The 25,493-nt window shown below is 58.5% G+C and carries 28 protein-coding genes; 8 read left to right on the top strand and 20 right to left on the bottom strand.

Annotated features, from left to right (window positions below; genetic code table 11):
- Positions 1 to 198 precede the first annotated feature (198 nt).
- The 3 genes from HU773_RS09700 to aroC are packed head-to-tail and all read right to left on the bottom strand — an operon-like array spanning position 199 to position 3,041.
- Positions 199 to 744, bottom strand: a complete 546-nt coding sequence (locus HU773_RS09700) for a 1,2-dihydroxy-3-keto-5-methylthiopentene dioxygenase (RefSeq protein WP_057440742.1) — start codon at positions 742 to 744, stop codon at positions 199 to 201.
- A gap of 46 nt (positions 745 to 790) precedes the next feature.
- On the bottom strand, positions 791 to 1,939 hold the full coding sequence (locus HU773_RS09695; RefSeq protein ID WP_057440740.1) for an MFS transporter: 1,149 nt from the start codon (positions 1,937 to 1,939) through the stop codon (positions 791 to 793).
- 10 nt (positions 1,940 to 1,949) lie between these two features.
- Positions 1,950 to 3,041, bottom strand: coding sequence for a chorismate synthase (gene aroC, locus HU773_RS09690; RefSeq protein WP_057440738.1), 1,092 nt, complete (start codon positions 3,039 to 3,041; stop codon positions 1,950 to 1,952).
- A gap of 142 nt (positions 3,042 to 3,183) precedes the next feature.
- Between aroC and HU773_RS09685 the strand changes: the two genes are divergently transcribed.
- Positions 3,184 to 4,146: an alpha/beta hydrolase gene (locus HU773_RS09685; protein WP_057958877.1), complete on the top strand. Its 963-nt coding sequence runs from the start codon at positions 3,184 to 3,186 to the stop codon at positions 4,144 to 4,146.
- Between the two features lie 100 nt (positions 4,147 to 4,246).
- Complete coding sequence (locus tag HU773_RS09680) at positions 4,247 to 5,050, top strand: hypothetical protein (RefSeq protein WP_057958876.1); 804 nt, start codon at positions 4,247 to 4,249, stop codon at positions 5,048 to 5,050.
- Between the two features lie 137 nt (positions 5,051 to 5,187).
- Here HU773_RS09680 and prmB read toward each other — a convergent pair whose 3' ends face one another.
- Complete coding sequence (prmB, locus tag HU773_RS09675) at positions 5,188 to 6,096, bottom strand: 50S ribosomal protein L3 N(5)-glutamine methyltransferase (RefSeq protein ID WP_057440732.1); 909 nt, start codon at positions 6,094 to 6,096, stop codon at positions 5,188 to 5,190.
- Between the two features lie 239 nt (positions 6,097 to 6,335).
- Between prmB and HU773_RS09670 the strand changes: the two genes are divergently transcribed.
- The 5 genes from HU773_RS09670 (at position 6,336) to HU773_RS09650 (ending at position 8,982) form a co-directional block, all read left to right on the top strand.
- Positions 6,336 to 6,926 (top strand): cysteine hydrolase family protein, encoded by a 591-nt coding sequence (locus HU773_RS09670; RefSeq protein WP_057959045.1) that lies wholly within the window; start codon positions 6,336 to 6,338, stop codon positions 6,924 to 6,926.
- A 140-nt stretch (positions 6,927 to 7,066) separates the two neighbouring features.
- Positions 7,067 to 7,387 carry a hypothetical protein gene (locus tag HU773_RS09665; protein WP_186626160.1) on the top strand — a complete coding sequence of 107 codons (321 nt, stop codon included), beginning with the start codon at positions 7,067 to 7,069 and terminating at the stop codon, positions 7,385 to 7,387.
- 76 nt (positions 7,388 to 7,463) lie between these two features.
- Positions 7,464 to 8,021, top strand: coding sequence for a Smr/MutS family protein (locus HU773_RS09660; protein ID WP_057959044.1), 558 nt, complete (start codon positions 7,464 to 7,466; stop codon positions 8,019 to 8,021).
- A gap of 301 nt (positions 8,022 to 8,322) precedes the next feature.
- On the top strand, positions 8,323 to 8,529 hold the full coding sequence (locus HU773_RS09655; RefSeq protein ID WP_169989371.1) for a hypothetical protein: 207 nt from the start codon (positions 8,323 to 8,325) through the stop codon (positions 8,527 to 8,529).
- A 96-nt stretch (positions 8,530 to 8,625) separates the two neighbouring features.
- A complete protein-coding gene (locus HU773_RS09650) occupies positions 8,626 to 8,982 on the top strand; it encodes a hypothetical protein (protein ID WP_169989372.1) in 357 nt (118 codons plus the stop codon).
- Here the strand turns inward: HU773_RS09650 and HU773_RS09645 are convergent.
- Positions 8,924 to 9,481 carry a lysis system spanin subunit gene (locus HU773_RS09645; RefSeq protein ID WP_186626161.1) on the bottom strand — a complete coding sequence of 186 codons (558 nt, stop codon included), beginning with the start codon at positions 9,479 to 9,481 and terminating at the stop codon, positions 8,924 to 8,926. The two genes, HU773_RS09650 and HU773_RS09645, sit on opposite strands and share 59 nt — an antisense overlap.
- Positions 9,481 to 9,906 carry a cell wall hydrolase gene (locus HU773_RS09640; RefSeq protein ID WP_186626162.1) on the bottom strand — a complete coding sequence of 142 codons (426 nt, stop codon included), beginning with the start codon at positions 9,904 to 9,906 and terminating at the stop codon, positions 9,481 to 9,483. The genes HU773_RS09645 and HU773_RS09640 overlap by 1 nt, the downstream gene beginning before the upstream one ends.
- A 141-nt stretch (positions 9,907 to 10,047) precedes the next feature.
- Between HU773_RS09640 and HU773_RS09635 the strand changes: the two genes are divergently transcribed.
- Positions 10,048 to 12,006 carry an acyltransferase family protein gene (locus HU773_RS09635; protein WP_186626163.1) on the top strand — a complete coding sequence of 653 codons (1,959 nt, stop codon included), beginning with the start codon at positions 10,048 to 10,050 and terminating at the stop codon, positions 12,004 to 12,006.
- A gap of 41 nt (positions 12,007 to 12,047) precedes the next feature.
- Here the strand turns inward: HU773_RS09635 and HU773_RS09630 are convergent, their stop codons facing one another.
- The 14 genes from HU773_RS09630 to HU773_RS09570 form a co-directional block, all read right to left on the bottom strand.
- Positions 12,048 to 13,946, bottom strand: a complete 1,899-nt coding sequence (locus tag HU773_RS09630) for an SGNH/GDSL hydrolase family protein (protein ID WP_186626164.1) — start codon at positions 13,944 to 13,946, stop codon at positions 12,048 to 12,050.
- Positions 13,947 to 14,002: 56 nt separating this feature from the next.
- Positions 14,003 to 16,711 carry a host specificity factor TipJ family phage tail protein gene (locus tag HU773_RS09625; protein ID WP_186626165.1) on the bottom strand — a complete coding sequence of 903 codons (2,709 nt, stop codon included), beginning with the start codon at positions 16,709 to 16,711 and terminating at the stop codon, positions 14,003 to 14,005.
- Complete coding sequence (locus tag HU773_RS09620) at positions 16,708 to 17,103, bottom strand: NlpC/P60 family protein (protein WP_186626166.1); 396 nt, start codon at positions 17,101 to 17,103, stop codon at positions 16,708 to 16,710. Before HU773_RS09620 ends, HU773_RS09625 begins: the two co-directional genes overlap by 4 nt.
- A 10-nt stretch (positions 17,104 to 17,113) precedes the next feature.
- Complete coding sequence (locus HU773_RS09615) at positions 17,114 to 17,674, bottom strand: DUF1833 family protein (RefSeq protein ID WP_225923847.1); 561 nt, start codon at positions 17,672 to 17,674, stop codon at positions 17,114 to 17,116.
- A gap of 385 nt (positions 17,675 to 18,059) precedes the next feature.
- On the bottom strand, positions 18,060 to 21,047 hold the full coding sequence (locus HU773_RS09610; protein WP_186626168.1) for a phage tail tape measure protein: 2,988 nt from the start codon (positions 21,045 to 21,047) through the stop codon (positions 18,060 to 18,062).
- Between the two features lie 40 nt (positions 21,048 to 21,087).
- Positions 21,088 to 21,300, bottom strand: coding sequence for a phage tail assembly protein T (locus HU773_RS27780; protein WP_122756877.1), 213 nt, complete (start codon positions 21,298 to 21,300; stop codon positions 21,088 to 21,090).
- Positions 21,297 to 21,722 carry a phage tail assembly chaperone family protein, TAC gene (locus tag HU773_RS09605; RefSeq protein WP_186626169.1) on the bottom strand — a complete coding sequence of 142 codons (426 nt, stop codon included), beginning with the start codon at positions 21,720 to 21,722 and terminating at the stop codon, positions 21,297 to 21,299. Before HU773_RS09605 ends, HU773_RS27780 begins: the two co-directional genes overlap by 4 nt.
- A 9-nt stretch (positions 21,723 to 21,731) precedes the next feature.
- Entirely contained in the window at positions 21,732 to 22,460 is a 729-nt protein-coding gene (locus tag HU773_RS27775; RefSeq protein WP_186626170.1) for a phage tail tube protein, read from the bottom strand.
- A 64-nt stretch (positions 22,461 to 22,524) separates the two neighbouring features.
- Positions 22,525 to 22,890 carry a DUF3168 domain-containing protein gene (locus tag HU773_RS09595; RefSeq protein WP_186626171.1) on the bottom strand — a complete coding sequence of 122 codons (366 nt, stop codon included), beginning with the start codon at positions 22,888 to 22,890 and terminating at the stop codon, positions 22,525 to 22,527.
- Positions 22,890 to 23,372, bottom strand: a complete 483-nt coding sequence (locus tag HU773_RS09590) for an HK97-gp10 family putative phage morphogenesis protein (protein WP_186626172.1) — start codon at positions 23,370 to 23,372, stop codon at positions 22,890 to 22,892. Before HU773_RS09590 ends, HU773_RS09595 begins: the two co-directional genes overlap by 1 nt.
- Positions 23,365 to 23,700, bottom strand: a complete 336-nt coding sequence (locus HU773_RS09585) for a phage head closure protein (protein WP_186626173.1) — start codon at positions 23,698 to 23,700, stop codon at positions 23,365 to 23,367. Before HU773_RS09585 ends, HU773_RS09590 begins: the two co-directional genes overlap by 8 nt.
- Complete coding sequence (locus HU773_RS09580) at positions 23,697 to 24,035, bottom strand: head-tail connector protein (RefSeq protein WP_186626174.1); 339 nt, start codon at positions 24,033 to 24,035, stop codon at positions 23,697 to 23,699. The genes HU773_RS09585 and HU773_RS09580 overlap by 4 nt, the downstream gene beginning before the upstream one ends.
- Positions 24,032 to 24,292, bottom strand: coding sequence for a hypothetical protein (locus tag HU773_RS09575; protein ID WP_217883920.1), 261 nt, complete (start codon positions 24,290 to 24,292; stop codon positions 24,032 to 24,034). Before HU773_RS09575 ends, HU773_RS09580 begins: the two co-directional genes overlap by 4 nt.
- Positions 24,293 to 24,327: 35 nt before the next feature.
- Entirely contained in the window at positions 24,328 to 25,491 is a 1,164-nt protein-coding gene (locus tag HU773_RS09570; RefSeq protein ID WP_186625543.1) for a phage major capsid protein, read from the bottom strand.
- Positions 25,492 to 25,493: the final 2 nt, after the last annotated feature.

Below are 25,493 nucleotides of genomic sequence, written 5' to 3'. Positions count from 1 at the left end.
TCGTAGTGGTTTGCACTGTCAATATTCGGACAACTCCTATTGACAGATAGGTACACAGCGACGGGAGAGTTACATAAAGCCAAGGGTTAACACATCGACCCTCAGACAAATAGCTGGAACTTACAAACTATAGAGTCCATTCCCACAAACTTATCCAACTTGAGCATATTGAATAAGTTTGCGGATAGTGAACTAAGGTCAATCATCCAGCCCCGGGAAACCTTGGGCGATCCCGCTGCCGGTCACTTGCGCCTCAGCCCCGGACGCCGTCTGGAACAGACTGATCGCGACCACACGCGGCTCCTCCCCCAGGTCAAACCAGCGTGGCATGCCGGCCGGTATGCGCAGCAGGTCGTGTTTTTCGCAGAGCACCGTGTAGACATAGTCGCCGATATGCAGGCCGAGCAAACCACGGCCGGCGGCGAACAAGCGGATCTCATCAGCCCCGTGGTAATGCTCATCGCGCAAACCTGCGGCAAGGGCAACCTTTTGCGGGTGCTCGCGGTTCACGCTCAACACTTGCACCTGCGCGTAGCCCTGTGCCGTCATCCAGCTGTCAATTTGCTCCTGGTACGCCGCCGTCACTTCGGCAGCACTGGCGCCGGCCTCGACACGGGTGCTGGCCTGCCAGCGTTCGAAGCCCACGCCCTGCTCGGCCAGGGTCGAGGCAATATCGTCAGCGTGGGTCAAGACCTTGTTCGGGGTGTCCGGGGTAGAAAGGTGATAAACACAAAGAATGCTCATAAAAGGGGTCCTCGGGCGGTAAGAGTCTGCAGATGATGGGCCGGGCTCACGGCTGTTCCTCGGGCAAGCGCAGCGCCATGATCAACGCGGCGGCCAGGGCCGCGAGGCTGGCGATACTGAAGGTCAGGGTCGGCCCCAACTGGTTCCAGCTGTACCCGGAATACAAGGCGCCGAGCGCGCCGCCGGTGCCGGCCAGCGCCGCATACAGGGCCTGGCCCTGGCCTTGCTGGCGCGCACCGAAGCTGCGCTGCACAAATTGAATGGCCGCCGCATGAAAGCTGCCAAAGGTCGCGGCATGCAGCACCTGGGCGAGCAACAGCACCCACAGGAATTCGGCGAATGACCCCAGCAACAGCCAGCGTAACGCGGCCAACAGGAAACTGGCCACCAGCACCCGGCGCACCGAGAAGCGCGTGAGAATCCGGCTCATGGCCATGAACATCAACACTTCCGCCACCACACCCAAGGCCCACAGCAGGCCGATCACACCGCGGCTGTAACCGAGGTTTTCCAGGTGCAGGGTGAGGAAGGTGTAGTACGGGCCGTGGCTCATTTGCATCAACGCGACACAGGCGTAAAACGCCAGCACGCCAGGGCTGCGCAGTTGCCGCAGGAAGCCGTCGCCGGCACCGCGACCACCGGTGGCAGCCGGCTGGGCATTGGGCACCCACCAACTGGCACCGATGATGCCGGCCATGATCAACACGATCGCCACCGGGTAGATGTCCAGGCTCAGGGCCTCGAACAGGCGCCCCAGGGCGACGACCGCGAGGATAAACCCGACGGAGCCCCACAAGCGGACCTGGCTGTAGCGCGAGGTCTGACCTTGCAGGTGCGCCAGGGTGATGACCTCGAACTGCGGCAGCACCGCATGCCAGAAGAACGCGTGCAGGGCCATCACCAATGCCAGCCAGGCATAGCTCTGGCTGACAAAGATCAGCGAAAAACTGAGCAGCGTGCACACCGCGCCAAACCGCACAATGGCCAGGCGCCGCCCGGTGTAGTCACCCAGCCAGCCCCAGATATTGGGGGCCACGCAGCGCATCAGCATCGGGATTGCGACCAACTCGCCAATGCGCGCGCTGGAGAACCCCAGATGATGGAAGTACAGCGCCAGGAACGGCGCCGTCGCCCCCAGCAGGGCGAAATAGAACAGATAGAAGCTGGAAAGTCGCCAGTACGGGAGCGCTGTCACGGTCAGACCGTCACAGCTGGCCCAGCACCGGAGTAGTCACGCGCACATCGGCATTCTGCCCACGGTGCCGCAGCAGATGGTCCATCAGCACAATGGCCATCATTGCTTCGGCAATCGGCGTGGCGCGGATGCCGACGCACGGGTCATGGCGGCCCTTGGTAATCACATCCACCGGGTTGCCATGCACATCAATCGAACGCCCCGGCGTGGTGATGCTCGAGGTCGGCTTGAGCGCCAGGTGCGCCACAATCGGCTGGCCGGACGAGATACCGCCGAGAATGCCACCCGCATTGTTGCTGACAAAACCTTCGGGGGTCAGCTCATCGCGGTGCTCGGTGCCGCGCTGGGCGACACAGGCGAAGCCGGCGCCGATTTCCACGCCCTTGACCGCGTTGATGCTCATCAGCGCGTGGGCCAGTTCGGCGTCCAGGCGGTCGAAAATCGGCTCGCCCAGGCCCGGCATCACCCCTTCGGCGACCACGGTGATCTTCGCGCCCACCGAATCCTGGTCGCGGCGCAACTGGTCCATATAGGCTTCCAGTTCCGGCACCTTGTCCGGGTCGGGGCTGAAGAAAGCGTTGTCTTGCACGCTGTCCCAGGTCTTGAACGGGATTTCGATCGGGCCCAGTTGGCTCATATAGCCACGAATCAGGATGCCCTGGGTTGCCAGGTACTTCTTGGCAATGGCTCCGGCGGCCACGCGCATCGCGGTTTCCCGCGCCGAACTGCGGCCGCCGCCACGGTAGTCGCGCTCACCGTATTTATGGTGGTAGGTGTAGTCGGCGTGGGCCGGGCGGAACAGATCCTTGATCGCCGAGTAGTCCTTGGACTTCTGGTCAGTGTTGCGGATCAGCAGGCCGATGGCGCAACCGGTGGTGCGACCCTCGAACACGCCGGAGAGGATCTCGACTTCGTCGGGCTCCTGGCGCTGGGTGGTGTGGCGGCTGGTGCCGGGCTTGCGGCGGTCGAGGTCGCGCTGCAGGTCGTCCAGGGACAGCTCAAGGCCGGGCGGGCAGCCGTCGACAATGGCGACCAACGCCGGACCATGGCTTTCGCCCGCGGTGGTGACAGTGAACAGCTTGCCGTAGGTATTGCCGGACATGCAGAGCGCTCCGTGAAATCAGTTGAATCAACTCAACCGTGATAACTAAGCGCGCCAGTATACGCAGGCTCACCCAGTAGTTCATCCTCGAAACCTTCCCGGTAGACGTTGGTCCAACCGGCACCTTCCTCATGATGGCGCGATGATGCTGCGAGTTTTGCTGTTTACCCTCACCCTGTTCTGTAGCGTCGCCCACGCCGCCAGCCCTGTCGTACTGCAACGACCCATCAGCCTGGACACCGGCAGCGGCGAGCTGTTTGGCTCATTACTGCTGCCCCAATCCGACAAACCCGTGCCTGTAGTGCTGATCATTGCAGGCTCCGGCCCCACCGACCGCAACGGCAACAGTGCCGAAGGCGCGCGCAATGACAGCCTCAAGCGCCTGGCCTGGGTGCTGGCGCGCCATAACATTGCCAGCGTGCGCTACGACAAACGCGGCGTGGCCGCCAGCCTCAAGGCCACGCCAGACGAGCGCAACCTGACGCTGGACGCCTATGTGGCCGACGCCGTGGCCTGGGGCAAATCGCTCAAGGCCGATCCGCGCTTCGGGCGCCTGGTGGTGTTGGGGCACAGTGAAGGCGCGTTGGTGGCTGCCCTCGCCGCCCCTGAACTCAATCCCGACGGGGTGATTTCCCTGTCCGGCAGCGCCCGCCCGGTGGACCAGGTGATTCGCCAGCAATTGGCGGATCACCTGCCGCCGGCCCTGCTGCTGCGCAGCAACCAGATCCTCGACAGGCTCAAGGCCGGCCAGGTGGATGCTGATGTGCCGGGCCCGCTGCAGGGTATTTTCCGTCCCAGCGTGCAGCCGTACCTGATCAGCCTGTTTCGTGCGGACCCCGCAGCGGCGTTCGCCCGCCTGACGATGCCGGCCCTGATTGTCCAGGGCACCACCGACCTGCAAGTAGGGGTCGCCGATGCCCAGAAGCTCAAGCAGGCCAAACCCGACGCCGAATTGGCGGTGATTCCCGGCATGAACCACGTCATGCGCATCGTGCCCAACGAGGTGAAGCAGCAGTTGAGCTCCTACAACAATCCACAATTGCCCCTCGCCGATGCACTGGGTAGGCGTCTGGTTGGCTTTATCGACGGACTTCGCCACCGATAACCCACTATTTACCCTCCAGTCCTGGAAAGAACGGCCGATAAGCACAAGGTCGACAGCAAAAAGCCTGTCGACTAGCTGGGCTTGGACAGGATCGCGCCGAATGACGAACACCGAAGCAGTACCACAACCTCCCGCCGAAACCACCGCCGACACCGAAGCGGCGGCTGCGGCTGCGCTGCCGTGGGCAGAGGTTGAGGCCGAACACTTCAAAATGCTGCGCCTGGCGCCCTTGGCCACCGATCGCGCAACCGGCGCCCGGCCCTTGCGCTTTGTGCAGTTTGGCTACGCCGAGCGCAACAACAAGGACCACAGCCTGCTGCGCATGGTCATCCAGTTGCCTGCCCAACGGGTGCGGCGCGAACAGAATCACCTGGATGTGTGGGTCGATCATGCCACCCACCGCGTGCACTTCGGCCCAAACAACAGCCTGGAAATCGAACCCGCGAACCGAGGCCTTGGCCGCTTCCTGGTAGCCCAGGGCGCTGCGTGGGCAAAAAAGAAGTGGTCGCACTATCGCGTCGACGGCGTCGACCTGGCGAACAAGGACGCGCTGAACGAAGCCACGCGCCTGCGTCGCGACCACTTTTTGCGGATCCAGGGTTTTGATGTGGCCTATGCCGATGTCCAGCACCTGAAAGGCCATGTGCAGCCGGGCAAGGTCAGCGAAGTGCTGGACAGCTGGAACACCGAGAAGGTGCAGTTCGTGGAAATCCTCGAAGCGGCGCAGATGCTGCAACAGGCCGAACAAAACCTGGCCGAGCAGGAAGTGAAGCTGCGCCACGAGGAAGAAAAGGTCATCAAGTTCAAGCGCGAGGACAGCGGCTTGCGCTTCACCATCACCTGCCTGGTGGCGTTTACCGTGTTCCAGGCGGGATTATTGATCTGGATTGCGACGCATCGCTGACCACTCGATTTCACTGAACAATACAAATCAAATGTGGGAGCGGGCTTGCTCGCGAAAGCGGCGGATCAGTCGGTACATGTATTGACTGATCCATCGCTTTCGCGAGCAAGCCCGCTCCCACATTCAGTTCCGCCTGATCAGACGCGAGAGGCAAACACCGCCTGATGGGCCCGGCACTGCTCCGCCGTCAGCATGAATACGCCATGCCCGCCGTTCTGGAACTCCAGCCAGGCAAAATCCACTTCCGGGTACAGCGCTTCAACGTGCACCTGGCTGTTGCCCACCTCGACAATCAGCAAGCCCTTCTCGGTCAGATGATCGGCCGCCTCGGCCAACATCCGGCGCACCAGGTTCAAGCCATCGTCACCGCAGGCCAGGCCCAATTCGGGTTCGTGCTGGTATTCATCGGGCATGTCGGCAAAGTCTTCGGCATCGACATACGGCGGGTTGGACACAATCAGGTCAAAACGCTGGCCGGGCAAACCGTCGAAGCCATCACCCTGCACGGTGTACACGCGCTCGTCGGCGCCATGGCGCTCGATGTTCTGGTTGGCCACTTCCAGCGCTTCGAAGGACAAGTCCCCCAGCACCACTTCGGCTTCCTGGAACTCGTAGGCACAGGCGATGCCGATGCAACCGGAGCCGGTGCACAGGTCAAGGATGCGCGCCGGCGGCTGGGCCAGCCAGGGTTCAAAGCGGTTTTCGATCAACTCGCCAATCGGTGAGCGCGGGATCAGCACGCGCTCGTCGACGATAAACGACATGCCGCAGAACCAGGCTTCTTTCAACAGGTAGGCCGTGGGCACGCGCTCGTGGATACGGCGATGCAGCAGACGCTGTACGTGGGAAATCTCTTCTTCTTCGAGGTTGCAGTCCAGGTAGCTGTCGGCAATTTCCCAAGGCAGGTGCAGTGCACCCAGTACCAATTGCCGGGCTTCGTCCCAGGCATTGTCCGTACCATGGCCAAAAAACAGGTCTTCCCCATGGAAACGGCTGACAGCCCAACGGATATGGTCGCGCAAGGTGCGCAGGCGGGAAGTGATCACGGGGGCAAGCTCCAGGAAAAAACGACTGGCAATTCTAACAGCCTTAAGCTGTACGGACGATGTATGAAAAACTGCGACGGCGGGTCAGACTCAACCTGATTCAAGGTTTTTCTGCTATACCGCTGTCCCTCTTGACATGGCTGTAGGCCAACAACGGCGCACCTTACGTTAGTAGCGATTCACAGAACCGCTCAGCCAGAGGACAATGTCGCAAAAGCCCCACTCACAGGAGCCCCAGAATGTCCGTTCCAAAGACGATGTTTCAACTCAGCGGTCGCGGTTACGCACCGGCCAATTTGAGCCACGCGACCCTTGTGATCATCGATGCCCAGAAAGAATATTTGAGCGGCCCGCTCGCCCTGTCGGGCATGGACGCCGCCGTGGAAAACATCAAGCAACTGAGTGCTGCCGCCCGCAAGGCCGGGCGCCCGATCGTGCATGTCCGTCACCTGGGCACCGTCGGCGGCCTGTTCGACCCCCAGGGCGAGCGCGGCGAATTCATCCCCGGCCTGGAGCCGCACGATGACGAAACCATCATCGGCAAGCTGCTGCCCAGCGCTTTCCACGGCACGCCGCTGGAAAAAACCCTGCAGGAGCTGGGCTCCCTGGACTTGATCGTCTGTGGTTTCATGAGCCACTCCAGCGTCAGCACCACGGTGCGCGCAGCGAAGAACCTGGGCTTTCGTTGCACCCTGGTGGAAGACGCCTGCGCCACCCGCGACCTGCCTTACAAGGGCGGCATCCTCAGCGCCGAACATGTGCAGCAAACGGAAATGGCCATCATGGCCGACAACTTCGCCACCCTCGCCTTGACCCAAGATCTGATCTGATCGCACTGTTGATGAGCGGCGCGGCCACCTCAGGCCCCGCTCATCCGCTAAAGCCTGTCATTTACCGCAATTGCCTCCCAGCCCGGAACAAGTTGTTTATCTTCCGGTCGAAGGGCCGATACCCTGGAGGAAAGGTCGGAATGAAGATATCCGATGGTTTTGACGCTCGTCGCTTGCGCCCCAAGGGCCCGAGCAACTGGCGTCTGCGCCTGGGCGTAGCGTTTGCTGCGTTGCTCGCGCTGTTTGGCTTGCTGCTTTCGTTGGCGGGTGCAGCCGCGCTGCTGGGCCATTCGCCCGCGCTCGGCGAGCTCGATACCAGCCCCGGCGGCGCGGCGCTGCTGTTGGCCGGCGGGCTGTTGATCCTGTGGCTGGGAATTTGGTGGTGGCGCCGTTGCCGGCGCCGTATGCACCAGCCGCTGTCGCTGAACATCGCCTCGCACCTGATGAAAAAGCACGATTGAGGGAACACTGATAGCGTTTTGTCCCGCATCAACCGCCTCGATTTGGGTAAACTGCCCGCCCTTCGCGGAGGCTGACATGCAAGACGACGATTTTTCCCTGTTCAAAAACGAGCTGCGCGGTGTCAAGCCGATCAAGCACGACCGTGCCGACACCGGCAAACCCAAGACCGACCGCGCACAGATCGCCAAACTGCGCCAGGCGGCCACGGTGCGTACGGATGCCACCACGGTGGACGGTCTGTCGGACCAGTTCGTGATTGACGTCAGCCCCGAGGACGAGTTGATGTGGTCCCGCGACGGGGTCCAGGAAAGCCAGGTGCGCAAGCTCAAGGCCGGACAGATCCCCTTCGAAGGCAGCCTCGACCTGCACGGCATGACTGTGGAAAAGGCCCGGGAAACCCTCTGGGCCTTCCTGGCCGAAGCCACCAAGTTCGAAATCCGCTGCGTGCGCGTGACCCACGGCAAGGCCGTGCGCCTGGACGGCAAGCGCCCGATGATCAAAAGCCACGTCAACACCTGGTTGCGCCAGCACACCCAAGTGCTCGGTTTCACCTCCTGCCAACCGCGCCATGGCGGTGCCGGGGCGGTGTATGTGATGCTCAAGCGCACGATGCTCGAAGGGCGTGACGAGTAACCCACGCTTGCAGCGATCTGCCGGCCACCGTACCCTTGCACTTTGCGAAAATCCCACAGGTAGTTTCATGTCCCTGGAACAGAATTACACAGCGATTTTCAATGGGTAGTGGTAAGTAGCGAAAGCCAATGAATCCGGGGGTTTGCTCCCTCAGAAATACCCGGATTTACCCTGCCAAACACGGTCATTGGTACAAAAAGTGGTACAAGATTAAGCCCCTCCCGCGGCGTCCTGCCGACCGAACACAATCCACCACCAAGCAACCCAACTGCTACGCTGTTCACTCCAAGGAGGAACACCGATGCCGAACTCTGACCTGCTCCCTTCCCTGCTGTCCAAAATCAACGAAAACCAACTCGCCCTTGAAGCGGCCATCATGGAGCTGACAAATTGGGTTGAGCAGCAAGGCGGCACCGAAGTGGCCGACAACGTTCGCGGCGCATTGGACGCCATCGACCGCAACGAAGAGTTCATCAAGCTAACCTTGGCCGTTCTCAATGCTCCCTAACTGATCGCCGGGAACACCTGCAGTTCGTCGCCTCACATCGCACAACCCGCAAACCTCGATTACTGTATGCACATACAGCATTCGGATTGTCCCACAATGAACATCGACGAAGACACCTCGACGTGGCTTGGGTGCCCCACGCCCCTGGAAATGTACAAGCACCAGTGCGCGCTACTCGAGGACGAGCTCACAACCGCCTATCGCCTGCTGAGCAAGGCGCGGGCGAACGTTGCGGGCCTGGTCCAGATGAATGACCTGCTCGCAACCGGCAAAGCGACTGCAGAGGCGGCACTGAAGGACGCCCTTGAGCGCATATCGGCGATGGGCAATGACCAGGCCGACAAGAGAAGCTTTCGAAGCGTCGACCTGGTGACCGATCAACGCGACCATCTCTTCAGGGAGAATCAGCGGCTGCTGCTGGAGTTGAAAGTATTGAGGGGGCCACAGCCCTGACATACGCCTGGCACGCCCGCAGCGCGATCAATCCTTGGTCGCCGGCATCGGTGATGGCGATAATTCGTTGAGCATGCGCTGGGTCAAGTTGGGCTCGACGGGCTGCATGAACCACGCCGACGGCGCCGGAGGCGGGAGGCACGTTGCAGCCACTGGCTGAATCCGTGGCGTCGAGAAGGACTGACAGCCGCAAATCAGTAGTAGCAAGGCGGTCAAGCAGGCGGGCCTGGTTGCGTTGAGCATCGGAAAGTTCTCGGGTGTGTTGTTGATCGGAGGTGGCCAGCGTCTTCTCCAGGCCCAGGCGCCTGTCCTGCTCGTCGCGCACTTGCTTGATGGCCACCGCGCTGATCCTGTCCAGCTCGTCCTGGTGCAGGCCGTCCTGCTCGGCCAGCCTCTTGCCCATGCGCCATTCCTGAACCTGCCAGGTGACGCCGGCAGCGATGGCCATCAGCACCAGAGTCAGCACCACCAGCCCGGCCAGCTTCTGTACGGGCGTCATCACGGCACATCCTTGAAAAAGATGTGATGCCCGAGGCGCAGCGTCTGCTTGGCCTTCGCCGCCCAGGCCGGTGCCTTGGGCATCGTGGTTGCGTAGTAGTGCGTGGCCCCGCCGGTTGGATCAGGTACCGCGCCGGCCATCACCTGGTCAGCAGCACGCTGGGCCTGGGCGAGCTGCGCGGCCGGGATCGGCTTCGCACCGCTGAGGTAGGCGTAGTTCGGGTCGTTCTGGTTCCAGCAGCTGAACTGCCAAGGCTTCAGGCACACGCCGGCGTAGCCCTCGCCCCACCAGGACTTGGCCTTGCCGTCGAACACGCGGTTGCGGATGGTCCAGGCCACAGCGATCTGGCCGGCCAGTCCTTCACCGCGGGCTTCACCCCAGAGCGTGCGCGCCAGGATGTCTCGGTCTTTCTCTGTACTGGTCATGCTTTTCTCCAGGCAAAAAGAAACCCGCTCGATGGCGGGCTAAATCAGGTTTATACGTTCTTCGCTGACACGTCAGGCGTTCGCTTGTAGAATCCGGCGCGATATCAATTAGCCCACGGCCATGCCGAAGAAAGGGAATTCATGCATAACAAAAGCTTGAGCTATCGACCAGACATTGACGGGTTGAGAGCATTGGCCGTTTTGGCCGTCGTCATTTTCCACTTTAATAAAAACTGGCTGCCGGGCGGATTTGTTGGCGTAGACATCTTTTTCGTAATTTCCGGTTTCTTGATTACCGGGATCATCGCCAGGCAGCACGCTGCAGGCACATTCTCGTTTGGCGAGTTTTACATGCGGCGCGTTCGGCGGATCCTGCCTGCTGCATTCTTCGTAACGCTTTGCACCCTGGTGTTCGGCCTGGCGTTCATGCTTCCCGATGACGCCAAGGCGCTATCCAGTTCGGCCATCGCTACAACACTGTCCGCTGCGAACATATATTTCTGGAAGTTCCTCGATACCAGTTACTTCGCTGCGTCATCTGATACCGTGCCGCTGCTGCACATGTGGTCACTGGGCGTTGAAGAACAGTTCTATTTGATATGGCCTGCCCTGCTACTGCTCACCCTAAAGTTCGGGGGCCGGATGTTGGCTGTAGGCGCTGCCTCTGTCCTTGCAGCTGCCTCATTTTGGTACGGCGAGCATGTGCTGATTAGCGATCCGACGTTCGCTTATTACATGCTGCCTTCTCGCGGGGGTGAATTGCTTATAGGTGGTCTTGCCTTTTTTGCATGCGATGCAATCAAAGGAAGGGCAAGCCGACTCGCTTCCGAGGCGATAGGGATTGTGGGGGTCGCCATGCTCGCCTGGTCTTTGGCATTCATTCGGGAAACCGAGGGGTTCCCGGGCTTTATATCCTTGATTCCATCATTGGGCGCCGCATTGGTAATTGCCTCTGGCAGCATTGGTAAAACAGCAGTCGGAAGCGCCTTGTCGATTCGCCCTATGGTAGCCATTGGTCTTGTGTCGTTCTCTCTATACCTGTGGCACTGGCCTGTGCTTGCTTTTTATCGGTATGCCTATGGGGATCCAGTAGGCATTGGATACGCTTACTGCGCAGCAGCGATGATGCTACTGACTATTTTTTCATACTTCTTTATCGAGAAACAATTTAGGACCCCGTCAGTAAACGGTGCAAAAACACGAACAGCGGCAATAGTCGCATGCGCCGCATGCCTAGTATCGATATCTTTGTACGCCATAAACAACAAAGGGCTGATCAAAGCACTTTCTCCTGACGGATACTACGCAAAGGTTCTTGAACACTACCATCAAACCAAAGCCGCTTATAGGTATGACTACAATTGTCAAACACCGAAGTTCTCTAAAGACCTTATAAGCGCTGACAAATGTATTTTAGGACCGAAAGACGCCAAACCCACCGTCCTTGTTTTCGGAGACTCAAACTCTGCCCACTACGTCGGGTATGTAAAACAAATAGCAGAAGAAAACAACATAACCGTCAGAAACATTTCTCATGATTCCTGCATTCCGCTTTCCGGCGAAAAGAGTAGAGAGTACGTAAAAGAACGGTCGCGAGACTCTTGCGTACTATTCAACAAGATGATCAGGGACAACATCGCTAATTACGATACTCTATTTGTTAGTGCGGACTGGCCCGGCTACAGATACCACGGCAAAAATTTCTTCTCAGACATTGCAGACCTGATAGACGAGCTGTCTAAAACCAATAAGCAAATAGTGATCGGATTAAAGGTCCCAATCTTCAAGGACTATGACCGTCGATGCGATGCAAAAGCTATAAAGATACCGTTCATGCAGTGCGGCCCTAGAGGGGTGTATGCGGACACTGGTGAAACCGAAGTAAATAACAAGATTATTGAAATGGCCAGCAAATACAAAAACGTATCAACCTTTAGCGTCAGAAACTACATTTGCAAGGGTGGGGAGTGTTCGGCCTACCTGAACAGCAAACCAGTTTACTTCGACCTTGGCCACATTAGCATGGCCGGGTCGGAGCAAATCGGACAGTTGTCGTTACGTGACAAGGCCTACCCAGAACAGCTAGCCCTCAAGAAGTAAGCATCAAGCTCCAGGTAGCTAGCCTACCTGGAGCTATATCCTCAAGCCCCTTCGATAGCGCCAATAATATTTCGAGCGATGAGCGAGTGCCCAACCCGGTTAGGGTGAACCTCATCAGAGGTTATCGATTTCGGCGTAATATGCTTCAGGGCCGTGTAGTTATCGATGAAATCAAGCGACAGGCTCTTTGCCTTCGAGTAGATAACATCCCGGCATCTCTGCATAGAAAATGCTCGACCAACCTCGGCCGCTTCTCCAACAGGGTTTGCAACCATGAGGATGATGTCTACGCCGGTAATTACGGCAAGCATGTCACCAAGCGTCTGTGCGAAGGTGTTTTCACTCCTAGGACGCCCCACTTCGAACAGTCGATCATTGGTTCCTAGCTGGACGAATACGAAGCTGTCATCAGCCCCATATGCAACACCGTCGCCGCTGGTGTTGCCGGCGAGGTTGTACATTTTGTATCTGACCGTATCAGAGCCGTTAATGCCCTGGTTAGAAACGCGAATTACCTTGTCTACCAGAATCGCTTCAAGCCGCAGCCTTCTGGTCCCAGCCCTTCCGCCGCGAGAGGTGCGAATCTCGACTTCCTTGTTCCGCACAAAGGAAAAAGAGTGGTGGCGGGTATTTCCGTACCCCTCTACGGCTCCATCCACACCGGGCGCAGTATCGTAGGTTCCGACCAGCACGCCATCTATCCGCAGCTCGTAGAATGTCGCATCAGAAGCTAAAGACGTGTATGCGACCGTAAACCCATAGCCTGTAAACATGAATTTTAGAGAGGTGTACGATGCCCCTGTCGAATCGCCATCTCCAAGCTGCCGCTGAAACCGAAGGACGCTATTCGGTGAGCTGACATCTGTAGCAGTCTGTGCAGAGCCAACTGGCGTCGTTGTGAACCCTCCCATTGCGGGGTAAAGCTTCCTGCTTACAGTGAAAGAGGCAATAGACTCACCAGAAGGGCTTGCCGGCCAGTTGCTCAACACGGGGGTGGCACCACCCGCGTAGTTCTCACCGAGATAGCGCTTTACCTCGTTGATAAACGAAGGCGTTGAAAAAACATCCCTTGGGTCGGAGAGGGTTCCATCTCGCGGGTCTGGATTCGGCCCTTCCCCAGTTCCGCTACCCCAAGGAATTGAGTCTCCAATACATACGATCCCAACGTGCTGATTCAGCGGGTCGGACAGCGCCTCCTTCAGTTTGCGAAGTTGACCGCCGAATGTGTTGAATGTCGGTGCAATGGTGAATGCCGACTGGTAAGGCTCGCGGCTGTAGGAGCCGATTTTGAAGTGGCCATTCACATACGCATTGCCTTTTGGGATCGACGTCACGCTATAGGTCTTCCCGCCAAGATCAATGGTTTTCCCCGAGTGCGCCAATTCAAAGCTGGCAAACGCAGCGGTATCATCTGAGATGCCATTACCAGCAGCAGAGTAAGGGCTGCTCAGGACGGACGGCATGTCTTTAAGGCGGTCCTCTACAGTCCTGCCAGTAAAACCAATTTCTTTTGATCCGTCCGGCGCGGCGAGATCCTGCCTGAGCGCTGCGTCACCAATGGACACGAACTTGTCAGACTCGCCAGTCCATGAGCCTGTTGTGGTGTAAGGCAGAACGGTAGACGCCGCCACCCTGAAGTACTCCCCATCCTTGAGGAATATCTGGTTTCTCGCTGAAATATCCAGGCCCGCAGCGTAGATGCCAATATCCTGGTACCCAGAGCTAAGCAGAAACGCCTGAAACCTCGCCTCTTTGTCGTCCTGTGACCGATCAAATTCATTATCCATTCCGCGCCGACTTCTTCTGCTCTCGTTTAGCCGATCAGGGTAAGATTCCTCTGGCCCGTTTTCAAGCAGGTCCATAATTTTTGAGTTATCGATAAGGTCGCGTGGATCGCTAGAACCGTCAGGCTCAACTGGGTTACCCGTGTTGTATCGCATGTTTTCTCCAGACGAAAAAAAGCCCGCTCAGTGGCGGGCTTGCGCAAGGTGTCCGGCTACGCCGGCGGGAAGTTGTTGTCGTCTAGATAGACGCGAGCATCGTAATTAACTGCTGTGACGCTGCAGCTGACCGTTCCGCTTGGGTTTACTTCCTTTATGAGTGCGGGATAGCAGAACTTCGCTTTAGGGCCAAACTGCAAGACTGGCGCATCCATTGAGCTATCCAGTATCGGCGTGAAGTCCAGATCAGGGATGGTCAGGCGGTAATCGTCGATCCTGGTCGCCATGTATGGTCCTGAGCCGCTGCCGTCCCTGCGGCGCAGTGCTATCCAGTGCTCTCCGCCGGCAGACCAATCGAATCGTTCGGACGAAACCAGCAGGTGCTGATCACCCATCAGCGCATATCCCTTGAGCATGGCGCTCTGCCCGTATCCAGGGGTTGTATCTCCAAGCAGGGCATAGTCCAGGTATCCGCTATTGAGCGCGTCCAGCTCCGTCGTGAAGCTGTAGCGTTTACGCTGGTAGACCTGCTGGCGGCGGCGGCGCATCCCCCAGCGCCAAACGCGTGTTTCGTCGACCACGCCCTCTAACCTAACCTTCTCCGTCCTCAAGCCCTGGTCATCTCCAAGACGACATTCAACCGTTTCGACCTGCCAGGTATTGCTGCTCAGGTATTCGACGTCGATCCCGTCGAAATCGTCAGCCGTCACATGCTCGGCCTCACGCTTCAGTGGCTTGGTCATGACCTGAGGGTTGTAGATGTGGTCAAACTCCGCTCCGCGCGGCTCATCCCGCACCGGCCTGATCAGACCTCGATCAATCGTAAGCTCCGCAAAACCAGCTTGCAGAGCCTCGATCATGCAGGCCTTGACCGTGCTCGGCGTGTCTATTGATCGGTCGTAATAATCGCCCCGAGCCGTCCATATGGCGTGCAGACGATCCAGCTCCGCAAGATCGATGTCAGAGTTACCATCATCAACCGAGTACCCTACGCTGCGCGCAACATGACCAATCCAAGCCGATATATCGCGTGTAGGCTCCTCAGGCGCCCACACCCCTCCGCGGCGAACAGGAAGAATCCTCGTCGCAATACACGACACCTGGCTTTCCGACTGGGAGGCGATGCGGTTGCCACCCTTCACGCGCAAGGCAATCATGGTGACGCCTTCATAACTGGTAGGCGCTGCGAGATTCGCCCGCAGTCCATACCACTGAACGGTCTCTGCATGCTGAGTGCTTGTAGACTTGGCCCCGATACGGCGCATTCTGACCTCTGGGCGCATCGCCACCGGGATAGTCAGCTTTTCCGTATAGCCGTGCTGATCAAGTGTCGACCCGTAGTAAGCCTTGGAAAAGGAGGTCCACGCACCTGCGGTCGTGATATCACGGTACTGAAGCTCAACCTCAACGCTATTCACGCCAACCCATCCCTTGGAGTCGACAATCGCCAACCCCTGAGGAAAAAATACATCCCAGGCCACGGTAGTGGTCACCGCCCCGTCAGGGCAGACTGGAAAAGGCCCAGCCCAATCACCTTCCTGTGTCGATCCATCAAGCCTTAGCGTTGCCAGCGTTGTGGATAGAGCATCAAAACCCGGCCAAAGCTCATCATCTTCGCCAGACCCATTCAGGCGTTCGACAGTAATGGATGATGTGCTGGCAGACGTGATTCTGTAGCGAAGTCCTCGATAACCGATGCTCATCGACAAGTCGCCGACCTGCAGGCCTACAGCTGCACCGCCGTCCGCCCAGTTGAGGGTCATTTCGTCGAGAGCACCACCAACCCCTGGCGTATACGAGTGAACAACGTAGTTCCCTGCGTTTGCGCCAGCGATTTCAATCTCCATCCCAACAAACGGTGCTACCTGGTCAAGATCACCCTTGATGATGTCCCGATCTGGGCCGCCATCGACGACGGTGTACGGATAGCCAACTTCTACCCGAACAAGCATTCCAGCCGCCCAGCCGACCGGGAACTCACCAGCGCCGGTGGGGATCGTGATGGTGTCCGCAGCAAACTGATAGGACTGAGCCACTGGGACTGGCGCTACGGCGTAGGTCGAACGCAGCTCAATGCCTGCCGTGCCGGTAGAGGTAGCCCCAACTTCTGGCGCCGAATGCCACCACTTGGCCGCTTCCTCATTTGTCAGGTCGGCGCCGGGGCCGTAGATATGTATTTCGGCATCAGCGCCCAAGGAGATTACCGGCGTATCGCCGATTGTGATGCTCCCCAGCGGGATCTGGTATTTGCCACGCCCAACGCACAGCAGCATTTCAATCCACTGCGAAGCCGCATCCTTAAAGTAGCGGTTAGGGGGAATGGCGTAGTCGGGGTATGGGCGCTGCCTGCCGGCGATCTCACGGATTACTGAGTTCAGCTTTACCTGGTTGCCCTTTACCGTGGCCAACCCAAGATCATTGCCGCGTTTCGTGCCGCCGCCGTTGTTGAGCGAAGGCATTTTTGGCATCAGCGCGCTCATCACGGCCTTGGCTCCGAACACCAGTGCCAGGGTGATAGAGAACGGATCAGTGCCTTTTGGTTCGCGATAGATCTCGACGCGGTCCTCTGGGCCAAACTCGATAGTTGCCCACTGGGTTGGCAGCGCGCGCTCACCATTGATGAAAACGCTGACTGGCAGCGCCGCAGGTTCAACCGACTCAGGCATGCCGTCTGCGTGAAACCACGAAAGCAAGCTCTGGCGTTGCGATACCTCGCGCGTGTCGGCCGGGAACGGAACGATCTTGTTTGGATAGATTGAGATCATTGTTTGTCCCGGTAATAAATGACGGTGTTGTGGTCGCGCGCCCACTGACTCAGCGGAAGGCATCTGGCGCCGCGCGTAGGGTTGATCTCCAAGACCTTCAGGCGGTCTCCGGCATCGACAACAAGCGCGACATGGATGCAGATCTGCCCGCGCATGACGGCGGCAATAGAGCCCGGCTCAGGCTGGCAAACCTCCATGTGCTCAGCCTCATTGCGGTAAGCCCGGGTGAACTCCTTAGGCTCGGTGTTGCGCACATGGCCCCAGCTAGGCAGGAGGCGCATGCCCTGGTGCCGGTGGCGTGCATCCCTAACCAGACCCCAACAATCGAACTTTTCAGGCCCGCGCGCGCCATCCTCATACCTGCAAGACAGGTACGAATTTATCCATTCCATAGGGAGGCCTTTAGAGGTATTTGAGGCAAGGGAACTTACTGGTGTTGTAAAGGGCGCGAGGCCAGGCAGTACCGATCAGGTCGAAGAACCCACACGGCAGATTCGCGTTATTACTTTCGAACGAATCGCTTTGAACGGTCATTCTGTAGGGTCGCTCGCATGGCGCTGAGAGGTCGCTTGCTAGATAAACGCGGTAAGTGGCGGTGATACGGGCATTCGCCTCTAACGCCTGATCCGCCTTGTGGCGAACCTCTCCTGTCGTGTTATCCACGCCGAACGCAAGAGCCTGGTTGCCCTTGTTATTCTTCTGCGGGAGCGCGATACCGATGTTTGCTGCAGTGAAGCTGAGCACACGGCCATCCTCGCTGCCGCAGATTCGATCCTTGAAGCCATTGCATATCAGCACTGGATCCCACGCCGAACAAGTCAGCTCAAGGGTTCGGACAAAGACTTCGTTGCCACCAGAAGCCAACGCCTCCCGGTAGATTAGATTGAGAATGGTCGGCTCTATCATGCCTCTGGCCACTCCCTGTTGATTGCTAGGTCTACGATATTCATCATCAGGATCCATTCCGGCATGAGCTCAGCCCAGCCAGGCTCTAGAAGTGGGCGCTCACGTAGCTCGCATCGGGCGGTAAATTTCCAGTGACTAACGCCGACAAGCTCTGGCCCAGCAGGTGATTCAGTGAATCGAACCTCAACCTTGCGTATGCCGCCCGGAATCTTCAGGGGAATTAGGAACCACCCTGCCCTGGCCACTTGAGAAGCCCAAGCTTCAAACAGCAAAGCCTGACGTTCTGAGCAGATCCAGGCTAAGGGTACGAAAGTTGGCACAGAGTCGAATATGATCCGCTGTCGAGCGCGCCCGCTCTCCATGGGGGTTCTGGCTATATTGTTTATTGGCTCGAAGGCGTAACCCTCACGCAAAGCACAGGGCAAGCCATTTGGGTATTCATTCATTGGCCTACCGCCTGAAGTCCATATTTCGCCTGCAGGGCCTGATGAGCAGAGCCGTCACTGAGTACGTTAGACACCCACACATCAATGCTGCCATCGGAGTTTTGTCGAGACTGTCCAGCCCTTGATGCGTCCTCATAGAGGTTCACAACCGGAGCCTTCTGGCCTTGCTGATTTTGGTTCGACTGAACCTGGCTCAAGGTTCGATCAAGCTTCGCACTCGTCTCGGCGGTGGTAACCCGCTCACCTTTCTGCAGCAGCCAGGTTCCGTCCTGAGGAACCGAGTCGATACCATCGTGAGCCATGCCCGCCAGCGCTGAAGCAGCAACGCCCGCCACCATCGGTGCAGTGATGCCGGCAGCCGCGGCGGCAGCGCCAGGAGCAAGGAAAGGCCCTACGATTGGAATCGCCGCAGTACTGGCAAAGGCTGCAAGCTGAGCCTGAAAGGATGTAGCTTGTGCGTTTGCAATGAGCGCAGTCGCGGCGCTCGCCTGTGTGGCCTTGCCGGCAATGAGCTGCACAGCTTGGTACACTAGCCACTGTGCCGCCATTTGCGCCAGGGCATTGATGATGCTCTTAGCCATGGTCGCGGCCACGTGAACGAACGCATCGCCTAGGCTCTCCGACTCCAGAATCATTGAGGCGATACCGTCCCCAACGGCTCCCGTCAGCGTATCCAAGGTGCTGGCCGTGAAGTCCGCCGCTTGCTGCTGGTAATCCATAGCGGTATCGCGGTAGTTCTCCCAGGCCGACGATACGCCATCAAGCCAGTTGTTTTGAGCCTCGTCCTGTTGCGCGTAATAGTCCTGTTGGATTTCCATGCGCTGGGCCAAGGCCTCACGCAATAGCTCAGTCTCCTGACTGTAGAGCTCTTCGCTTATGTCGCCACCGTTGTATTGTTTCTGCAGGTCGGCGAGCTGCTTATTGAAGTCCTGCTGAATAGCAAGATCAGCCTTCAATCGCTCCTTGAGCTTGTCGCCACTGCCTGCACCTGAAAGCTCGATCTCGAAGCCCATTTGGGCGGTCTGGTTACCTTCGGTCAAGGTTGCGCCAAAGGCGCGAGCCTTAGCTGCATCTTCGTTGGCCTGCTTAAGCTTCTGAAGACTATCTAGCTCGGCCGCCAGGCTCTTTAGGCGATCTTGCTGCTGGGCATTAATACCCACCAGCTTGCCGGACTCGATCTCGAACTGGAGCTTGGAAGCTTCAGTCGCTTTTTTCCTGGCATCAGCACTGGTATTGATAAGCGCGATCTGGCGCTGGTAGTCGGTGACGGCATCTTCTCCGCGCTTACGTGTGGCGGTCTCGGCATTGACGGCGGCCTTAGCTGCGCTCTTGGCCGACTCGGCTCTCTTCTTCTCGGCCGCTTCCGCAGCCTCGCTGGCATCCAAGGTTTTTGCCTTGGCTATAAGAAGCTCGCCCTCCCCCTCCTTGAGCCCCGTCACCAATCCGGCACCAATACGTGCAGAGAGTTTGTCGGCGTTCGTCTTCTTTCCTGCCAGTAATATCTGCTCGTCCAGTGTCTTGGCAAGATCGCGATAGGCCTTTGACTGCTCAATCACAGGGGCAGCAGACAGAATCCCATTCAGGATATTGATCTGGTCGCCAAAGGCTTCAACTTTTTGGCGTGCTGTATCGAGCTCTCCCTGGGCAGCAATCAGTGACTCATTCCATTCACGCTGCCGCGAATCATTTGGGTGATCGCGCAGCAGGCGCTGGTACTGGCTAACGGCGCTTTCTGCGTCAATGGCACGCAGCTGCGCATCCAGAAGATCCTTGTTGATGTCCTGCAGCGCCGCGGCCGCCTGGTTCTTGGTGAAGCCCTCAAACGACTGACTTAGCAAATCCACCTTGCTAGACAAGGTGGATGCCGACTCATCGGCGTCATTGCCACTTAAAGCGAAATACGCGAGAGCGCTTGCCGCGAGCAGCACCACTCCCGCAGGCCCGCCAAGGAGAGCCATAGCAGCAGAGGCGCCACGGGCTGCAACGCCAACACTGACGATGCCTGCGGTAGCAGCAGGCGCTACACCAGCCATGCGAGCCAGAGCCAGCTGATATCGCACTGCCTCAACCTGGCCGACCACAAATGCCGCTGAAGTTGCTATGGCGCCCGCGGCAAGACGAGTGACCAGAATAACCGCCAATGCAGAGGCAGCCTGCGCCGTGAGGTTCAGGGCCGTCTTAGCCTTGGGATCAGAAAGCACCGTGGTCAGACCCTCGATCGCAGCTTTTGCTGAATCCAGACTTCCTTCCCCCGTCAGGAGTCCTGAGACAGCATTTCGCAACCCATCCAACGCACCACCGAAAGTATCGCGTGCGGCGGCAGCGGCACCTCCATAAGATTCCTCGAGGGATTTGAGGATGATGCCCTGAGCGCTGGCGACATCCCCAGTAGATTCGAACGACTCGGCCAGCCTCTTTTGCTCTTCAGTAAACCTAAAACCCTGCTTACTCAGAGAAGTCAGGCCTTTCGAAGGCACATCAAGTGCGCGACCTATGGTCTCTGCTGCCTGCTGTACGGTCACCCCTGTGCGAGCGGCCATATCAGCTGCCGCCTGCAGAGCCCTAGGAAACTGATCGCCAACTACGCCGGTGAAGGCAAGAAGCGCTGTCTGCGCTTGATTGATGTCTCCACCTGAGAAGGTTGTTGCCTTTTCCATGGCGTCAGCCATGTTGTTTAACTGGTCACGACTAAACCCCGCGGCCTCGCCGGTAGAGCGAAGTACAGCTGCAAGTTGCGCCTGCTCTTTCTCTGCAGCCTGCGTCTCGGCGATGAAGGCTGTGAAAATCGCGCCCACTGAGAGACCGGCAAGCGCACCGGCCGCTACTTGTCCCAGAGCCTCCCAGGCAAGTGCGGCGACATCAGCCGAATCCGCAATAGCCTTGCCCGATTTGCGCGCCGCTGCCTCGGCTTTGTCCAATGGCCCGGTAAAGCCACCAATCCTGGCTATAAGGTCGAGCGTCAGCGTTCCGAGTGTCGAAGCCATTGGCTACCCCAGCGTATCCCGTTTTGGTTGATCGATAGCCTCAGGCCCAGCTTGCGAGAGCCTCTTCCAAGGTCAGTTCAGGCTCAGACTCATGCGGCATAAAGTCGTAAATCTTGTAGCGGGCTTTGTCCGTATGGGTGTTTGCATAGAGCGTGGCCAGCAGTGCGCAACCGCGCTCTATACGCATTCCCCAATTGAGCGAACCGCGCTTTCGCCTGTACTCAACCCAGCTTCTGAATTCCGGAAGACTCAGTCGCTCTTGGGCTTCCGCGATCGTGCAGGAGAACGTGATCGCGATCTCGTGCCAGACTTCGTCGAAGTCGCTGAGGTCTGGGTCTTTCCCAGGTTGTTCACCTCACCAATGGCTGTGAGCAATGCCGTGGTTAGGTTTCGATCCAGCGATCCGCGCTCCGGGTCTGCATCGCCAGTGATATCGGCGACAGTGAAAACAGGTGCACCCGTCTCATCGCAAATACTGGCCGCAATCCGACCGGCGATGCCGTCCTGCATCCCAGCGGATGCAATCAAGTCGCTGACCGCAGCCCGGTATCCCAGCGGGCGCACAAAGACATCGCCCTCCAGGGCTTTGCCTCCCTGCTCCCACTTGATCGTTTTCTTCACAGGGGCGCCGGTAAAGGCACCGACCCCCTTGAGGCTTTCAATGCTTAGCTTCATGGCTTGTCCTTAAGTGGTCTTGCGGATCCAGGCGGAACCGCCAGAGCGCTGAATCGTCGCGGCGGTGGTCACAACGGTGTTGGCCGCAAAGTCGAACGGGAAGTCGGAGACGTACCCGTCGAAAACAAACCAGGTTCGTGTTGGCGGAAGAACGAAATCATCACCATCACCAAGTTCTGCAGTAGCGGTTGCACCAGAGCCGGCGCCACCTGTGAATGCGACAGTTGGTGCGCTGGTGTAACCGGTGCCCGGCGATGTGATGTTGATGCCGGTAACCACGCCGCCGGCGACGATGGCCGTTGCCGTAGCGCCTGTACCGCCACCACCCGTGATCGCCACTGTCGGCGCTGTGGTATAGCCAGTACCGCCAGACAAAACACTGATGGCCGCAAGAGAACCCGTAGTGCCAATGGTAGGGGCAATGCCTTTACCATCAGACCAGCCAACAACCCAGCGGACGCTCTCAATAGAGTCATCTTCGGAAAGTTGATGTAGGCGCACGTGCGATGCATTCCGAGGATCTGCGTTCAGGCTGAGTGTCGCCTGGCCGGGAGTTCGAAGACCCCGCATATAGCTGCGAACTGTCTCACTCAGGCAGGTGGTCTCGATCTGGTCGGCAGGGTTGCCGCCAGGACTGAATGCGGTAGCGCACTCGATCTCCATAACTTCGAATACCGATGGATTACCTGCAGTGGGTACCGCGGCGTAAATCTGGGTTCCCTGTGAAAGGATCGACATGGCGTTCTCCAAATGTCGGGCATAAAAAAACCCGCACTCGGCGGGGTTGGTTTTGGTTGCAGCGTTATCGAGGAACTAGCCAGCTCACGTCGAAGCTGTACCGGTAATTCTTTGTCATCGGGTCGCGACTCTCACCACCCCAGCGGATGATGCAGGCCTTCAGCTCAATAGCGTCCCTGATGGCCTTGGCCACCGCGCGGGCGTCCTTGCCGGTCGCGGCGTATACATCGACCTGCAGCGTGTAGCCGTCGATGTCAGGGCGGCCCGCCAGGTAGTTCTCCGGATCACCGCCGATGGTCTGCCATACCGCATAGGGCTTTGGAACGTCCTGCGGCGCATCACCGAACGGATAGAGACGCTGCGGGGTTGATCCAAGCACTGCGATCACTCCGGCGTCCAGGGCGCACACAGCGTTGATTGGTGCGAACATCAGCTGCTCCTGGCCTTCTCGGCCCGACGTATTGCCCGGTCAAGGCCTTTCTCGAACTGAGTGGCGAATTCATTGGTTACTTCGCCGATGTGGTCTCCAAGGGCTGGGCGGGCCACAGGATCAGCCGCGATGTGTTCGGTACCGAACTCAAGCAGGCGCCAATGTGGTGTCGGCGAGCTTTTGTCGGTGCTGCCGTTCTTGACCAGCACCGCACCGTGCAGCACACCAACGCGAAAGCCCAGGTCGCCAGTGCGGCGAAACAGTCGACCGTTCCAGCGAAGGACGATGTTGTCGGCAATGGAGCGACCTGTGTCCAGATCATCCCAGCGCCGGGCGCCCTCTTTGAAGTTTTTGGCGACCATTTCAGCGGCGCGCCGAAGCGCGGTGCGGCCGGTCTTGCGCTTGACCTCATCGTTTACTGTAGCCAGCTTAGAAAGCAGGCCGTCGACACCGATAAGGCTGAACTGGATGTCATTAGCCATCATTCACTCCCTCGGAATAGGGTAGCGTCAGGTAGTCCAAGCCGGACTTGGGGTCGGGCAGCACGCCCTGGATGTTGTAGATCTGCCCGCGATAAACCCCACGCATCTGCGCCTTGATGTCAGTACGGCGGCGAATCACGATACGGCCAGCGACCTCAGACTGAACGGCCTGGGCCGCGATGAACTCCCGCGCGCTTAACGGTTCGATAGCGGCATAGACCTTCGCAACGTCGATCCACTCACCTGCTGTAGGCTCGTGGGTTTCAGGGTCGACGCCTGGGACCAGCTTCTGAAATTGAATGCGGTGCCGCAGATCGCCAGCCCTCATGGAAAATCCTCCGGAACAGGATCAACGACTCCCCGCCAGTTCCTGGAAGCCCACAGCAATGACTCCACGCCAAGCGGCAGTTCAGCAGTGATGGTGCCGATTACGACAGCCTCGCGAGTCGAGTACGAGTGCCCTAACAAAAGCAGCATCGCGTTCTTGAACGACGCCGGGAAATCCGCGACCAACTTGAGCGCCGGGTTGTCGCAATACCACAGCGCCCAAGCCAGGGCAGACTCGGCATAGAGCTCGATCAGGTCGTCATCGTCTTCATGGTCGACGCGCAGATGCTTGCGCATCAAAGCGATCGGCAGCAGATCGGTGACGGGGATGCTCATTTTTTACCGCCTGCTTTCTTGGTTGCATTGGTCGCAGGTGCTTCTTGCTCCTGCTCCTGCTCCTGCTCCTGCTCCTGCTCCTGCTCCTGCTCCTGCTCCTGCTCCTGCTCCTGGATTGGATCGGCCTCTACCTCTTCTGCCAAGTCCAATCCGATCAATGCCTCGGCATATTCGTCCTTTACCTCACGGACCTCGAACTGGCTGAAGTTGCCGGCGTGGTAGTGCGAGAACTGCCGCAGTGCGCGAATCTTGATCATGACGCAATCGGGGCAGTTGCCTGCCCCGCCCTCGATTATGGTGCGGTTGCGAAAGGGCCGGTGATGATCGCGGTTGGCCGGTAGTGGGCCAGAGCCAGGCGCTCTTCACAGAGGATGGTCAGCATGTTCTTGACGAAGTTATCGCGATCTTCGCGGCTGACTTCGACGGTTGCGTCCATGCGGTCCCAGACCTGGGAAGCCAGATCAAAGCCACCTACAGTGAACGTCCCCAGGGCCTGGGCCTTGGTTGCAACCACTGGCAGACCCCACATGACCTTGGCGGCGAAGGCAGCCGGGCCGCCGAAGATGTAGCGGCCATCAGCATCTTTCAGCAGCGCAATGGCGTGCCAGTCGCGAGGATTAAGGATGATGCCCGACGCCTCGAATTCGGATTCGCTGGTCTGGAAGATCGCGTGGGCAATCTTGTCGGCGCGAGTATCACCGGTAACGTTGAGTGCCGCATCGTAGGCCGTGGCCACCTTGTTCAGGCCGGTCAGGTTGTCACCGGTACCGTCACCGTTCAGCAGTTGCCCTTCTTCGACCAGGGCCAGGCCGAACAACAGGCGGTTGTTTACGTAGGATTCCAGCATTGGTGCGTCGTCCATGACCTGGCGCGAAGCCTGAATCCAGTGGGCGATGGTTTTAACGTTCGCTGTTTCCTTGGTGAAGGTCAGGTTGGACTCAGGCTTCAGCGTGCCCTCGGCGACCGGCGCAGCGCTGTTGGTGAAGATGTTCTCGCGAACATATTCCAGCGAGTTCGAGCTGATACGGCCTTGTGCCAGCAGATCGCGAATGGTGAGGCGGCGCAGGCCGGGCATCAGGATGCCCGCGTTGCGCTGAGGCTCGATCAATGCGCCAGCCGAACCAGCGCCACTGCCAAGCTGCTTGTTGAAGCTTTTAACGTCAACCTTGCCCGAGGACTTTCCGTCCCAGGATTTTTGAAGATCGAGCGCTGTTTGCTCGGCAAACGACTTCTTGGTTTCTGGGTTGTCCAGATTGCCGGACGCCAGCCTCTGCTCCAGATCAAACAGTCGAGTGCCGGACTTGGTCAACTCTTCCTGGACGGTTTGGAGATCGGACTGCAGCTTTTTACTGACCGCACCGGTCTCGGTGATTTCTTTTTTCTGCGCATCGAACAGCTCAGTCATGTTCTTTTGCGATTCTTCAATAGCCTTTTGGATCTGGGCCAATTCGGACATGG

It is taken from the genome of Pseudomonas shahriarae (assembly GCF_014268455.2).
Classification (GTDB): domain Bacteria; phylum Pseudomonadota; class Gammaproteobacteria; order Pseudomonadales; family Pseudomonadaceae; genus Aquipseudomonas; species Aquipseudomonas shahriarae.
The sequence above is the reverse complement of the archived record's forward strand: the minus strand, read 5'-3'. Positions and strand labels throughout refer to the sequence as shown.

Excerpts from the sequence above, each read along its gene's own strand:
- HU773_RS09700 (WP_057440742.1), bottom strand. The coding sequence starts at position 744 with ATGAGCATTCTTTGTGTTTATCACCTTTCTACCCCGGACACCCCGAAC.
- aroC (WP_057440738.1), bottom strand. The coding sequence starts at position 3,041 with ATGTCCGGCAATACCTACGGCAAGCTGTTCACTGTCACCACCGCGGGC.
- HU773_RS09685 (WP_057958877.1), top strand. The coding sequence starts at position 3,184 with ATGATGCTGCGAGTTTTGCTGTTTACCCTCACCCTGTTCTGTAGCGTC.
- HU773_RS09680 (WP_057958876.1), top strand. The coding sequence starts at position 4,247 with ATGACGAACACCGAAGCAGTACCACAACCTCCCGCCGAAACCACCGCC.
- HU773_RS09670 (WP_057959045.1), top strand. The coding sequence starts at position 6,336 with ATGTCCGTTCCAAAGACGATGTTTCAACTCAGCGGTCGCGGTTACGCA.
- HU773_RS09665 (WP_186626160.1), top strand. The coding sequence starts at position 7,067 with ATGAAGATATCCGATGGTTTTGACGCTCGTCGCTTGCGCCCCAAGGGC.
- HU773_RS09660 (WP_057959044.1), top strand. The coding sequence starts at position 7,464 with ATGCAAGACGACGATTTTTCCCTGTTCAAAAACGAGCTGCGCGGTGTC.
- HU773_RS09655 (WP_169989371.1), top strand. The coding sequence starts at position 8,323 with ATGCCGAACTCTGACCTGCTCCCTTCCCTGCTGTCCAAAATCAACGAA.
- HU773_RS09650 (WP_169989372.1), top strand. The coding sequence starts at position 8,626 with ATGAACATCGACGAAGACACCTCGACGTGGCTTGGGTGCCCCACGCCC.
- HU773_RS09645 (WP_186626161.1), bottom strand. The coding sequence starts at position 9,481 with ATGACGCCCGTACAGAAGCTGGCCGGGCTGGTGGTGCTGACTCTGGTG.
- HU773_RS09640 (WP_186626162.1), bottom strand. The coding sequence starts at position 9,906 with ATGACCAGTACAGAGAAAGACCGAGACATCCTGGCGCGCACGCTCTGG.
- HU773_RS09635 (WP_186626163.1), top strand. The coding sequence starts at position 10,048 with ATGCATAACAAAAGCTTGAGCTATCGACCAGACATTGACGGGTTGAGA.
- HU773_RS09630 (WP_186626164.1), bottom strand. The coding sequence starts at position 13,946 with ATGCGATACAACACGGGTAACCCAGTTGAGCCTGACGGTTCTAGCGAT.
- HU773_RS09625 (WP_186626165.1), bottom strand. The coding sequence starts at position 16,711 with ATGATCTCAATCTATCCAAACAAGATCGTTCCGTTCCCGGCCGACACG.
- HU773_RS09620 (WP_186626166.1), bottom strand. The coding sequence starts at position 17,103 with ATGGAATGGATAAATTCGTACCTGTCTTGCAGGTATGAGGATGGCGCG.
- HU773_RS09615 (WP_225923847.1), bottom strand. The coding sequence starts at position 17,674 with ATGGATCCTGATGATGAATATCGTAGACCTAGCAATCAACAGGGAGTG.
- HU773_RS09610 (WP_186626168.1), bottom strand. The coding sequence starts at position 21,047 with ATGGCTTCGACACTCGGAACGCTGACGCTCGACCTTATAGCCAGGATT.
- HU773_RS09605 (WP_186626169.1), bottom strand. The coding sequence starts at position 21,722 with ATGAAGCTAAGCATTGAAAGCCTCAAGGGGGTCGGTGCCTTTACCGGC.
- HU773_RS27775 (WP_186626170.1), bottom strand. The coding sequence starts at position 22,460 with ATGTCGATCCTTTCACAGGGAACCCAGATTTACGCCGCGGTACCCACT.
- HU773_RS09595 (WP_186626171.1), bottom strand. The coding sequence starts at position 22,890 with ATGTTCGCACCAATCAACGCTGTGTGCGCCCTGGACGCCGGAGTGATC.
- HU773_RS09590 (WP_186626172.1), bottom strand. The coding sequence starts at position 23,372 with ATGGCTAATGACATCCAGTTCAGCCTTATCGGTGTCGACGGCCTGCTT.
- HU773_RS09585 (WP_186626173.1), bottom strand. The coding sequence starts at position 23,700 with ATGAGGGCTGGCGATCTGCGGCACCGCATTCAATTTCAGAAGCTGGTC.
- HU773_RS09580 (WP_186626174.1), bottom strand. The coding sequence starts at position 24,035 with ATGAGCATCCCCGTCACCGATCTGCTGCCGATCGCTTTGATGCGCAAG.
- HU773_RS09575 (WP_217883920.1), bottom strand. The coding sequence starts at position 24,292 with ATGATCAAGATTCGCGCACTGCGGCAGTTCTCGCACTACCACGCCGGC.
- HU773_RS09570 (WP_186625543.1), bottom strand. The coding sequence starts at position 25,491 with ATGTCCGAATTGGCCCAGATCCAAAAGGCTATTGAAGAATCGCAAAAG.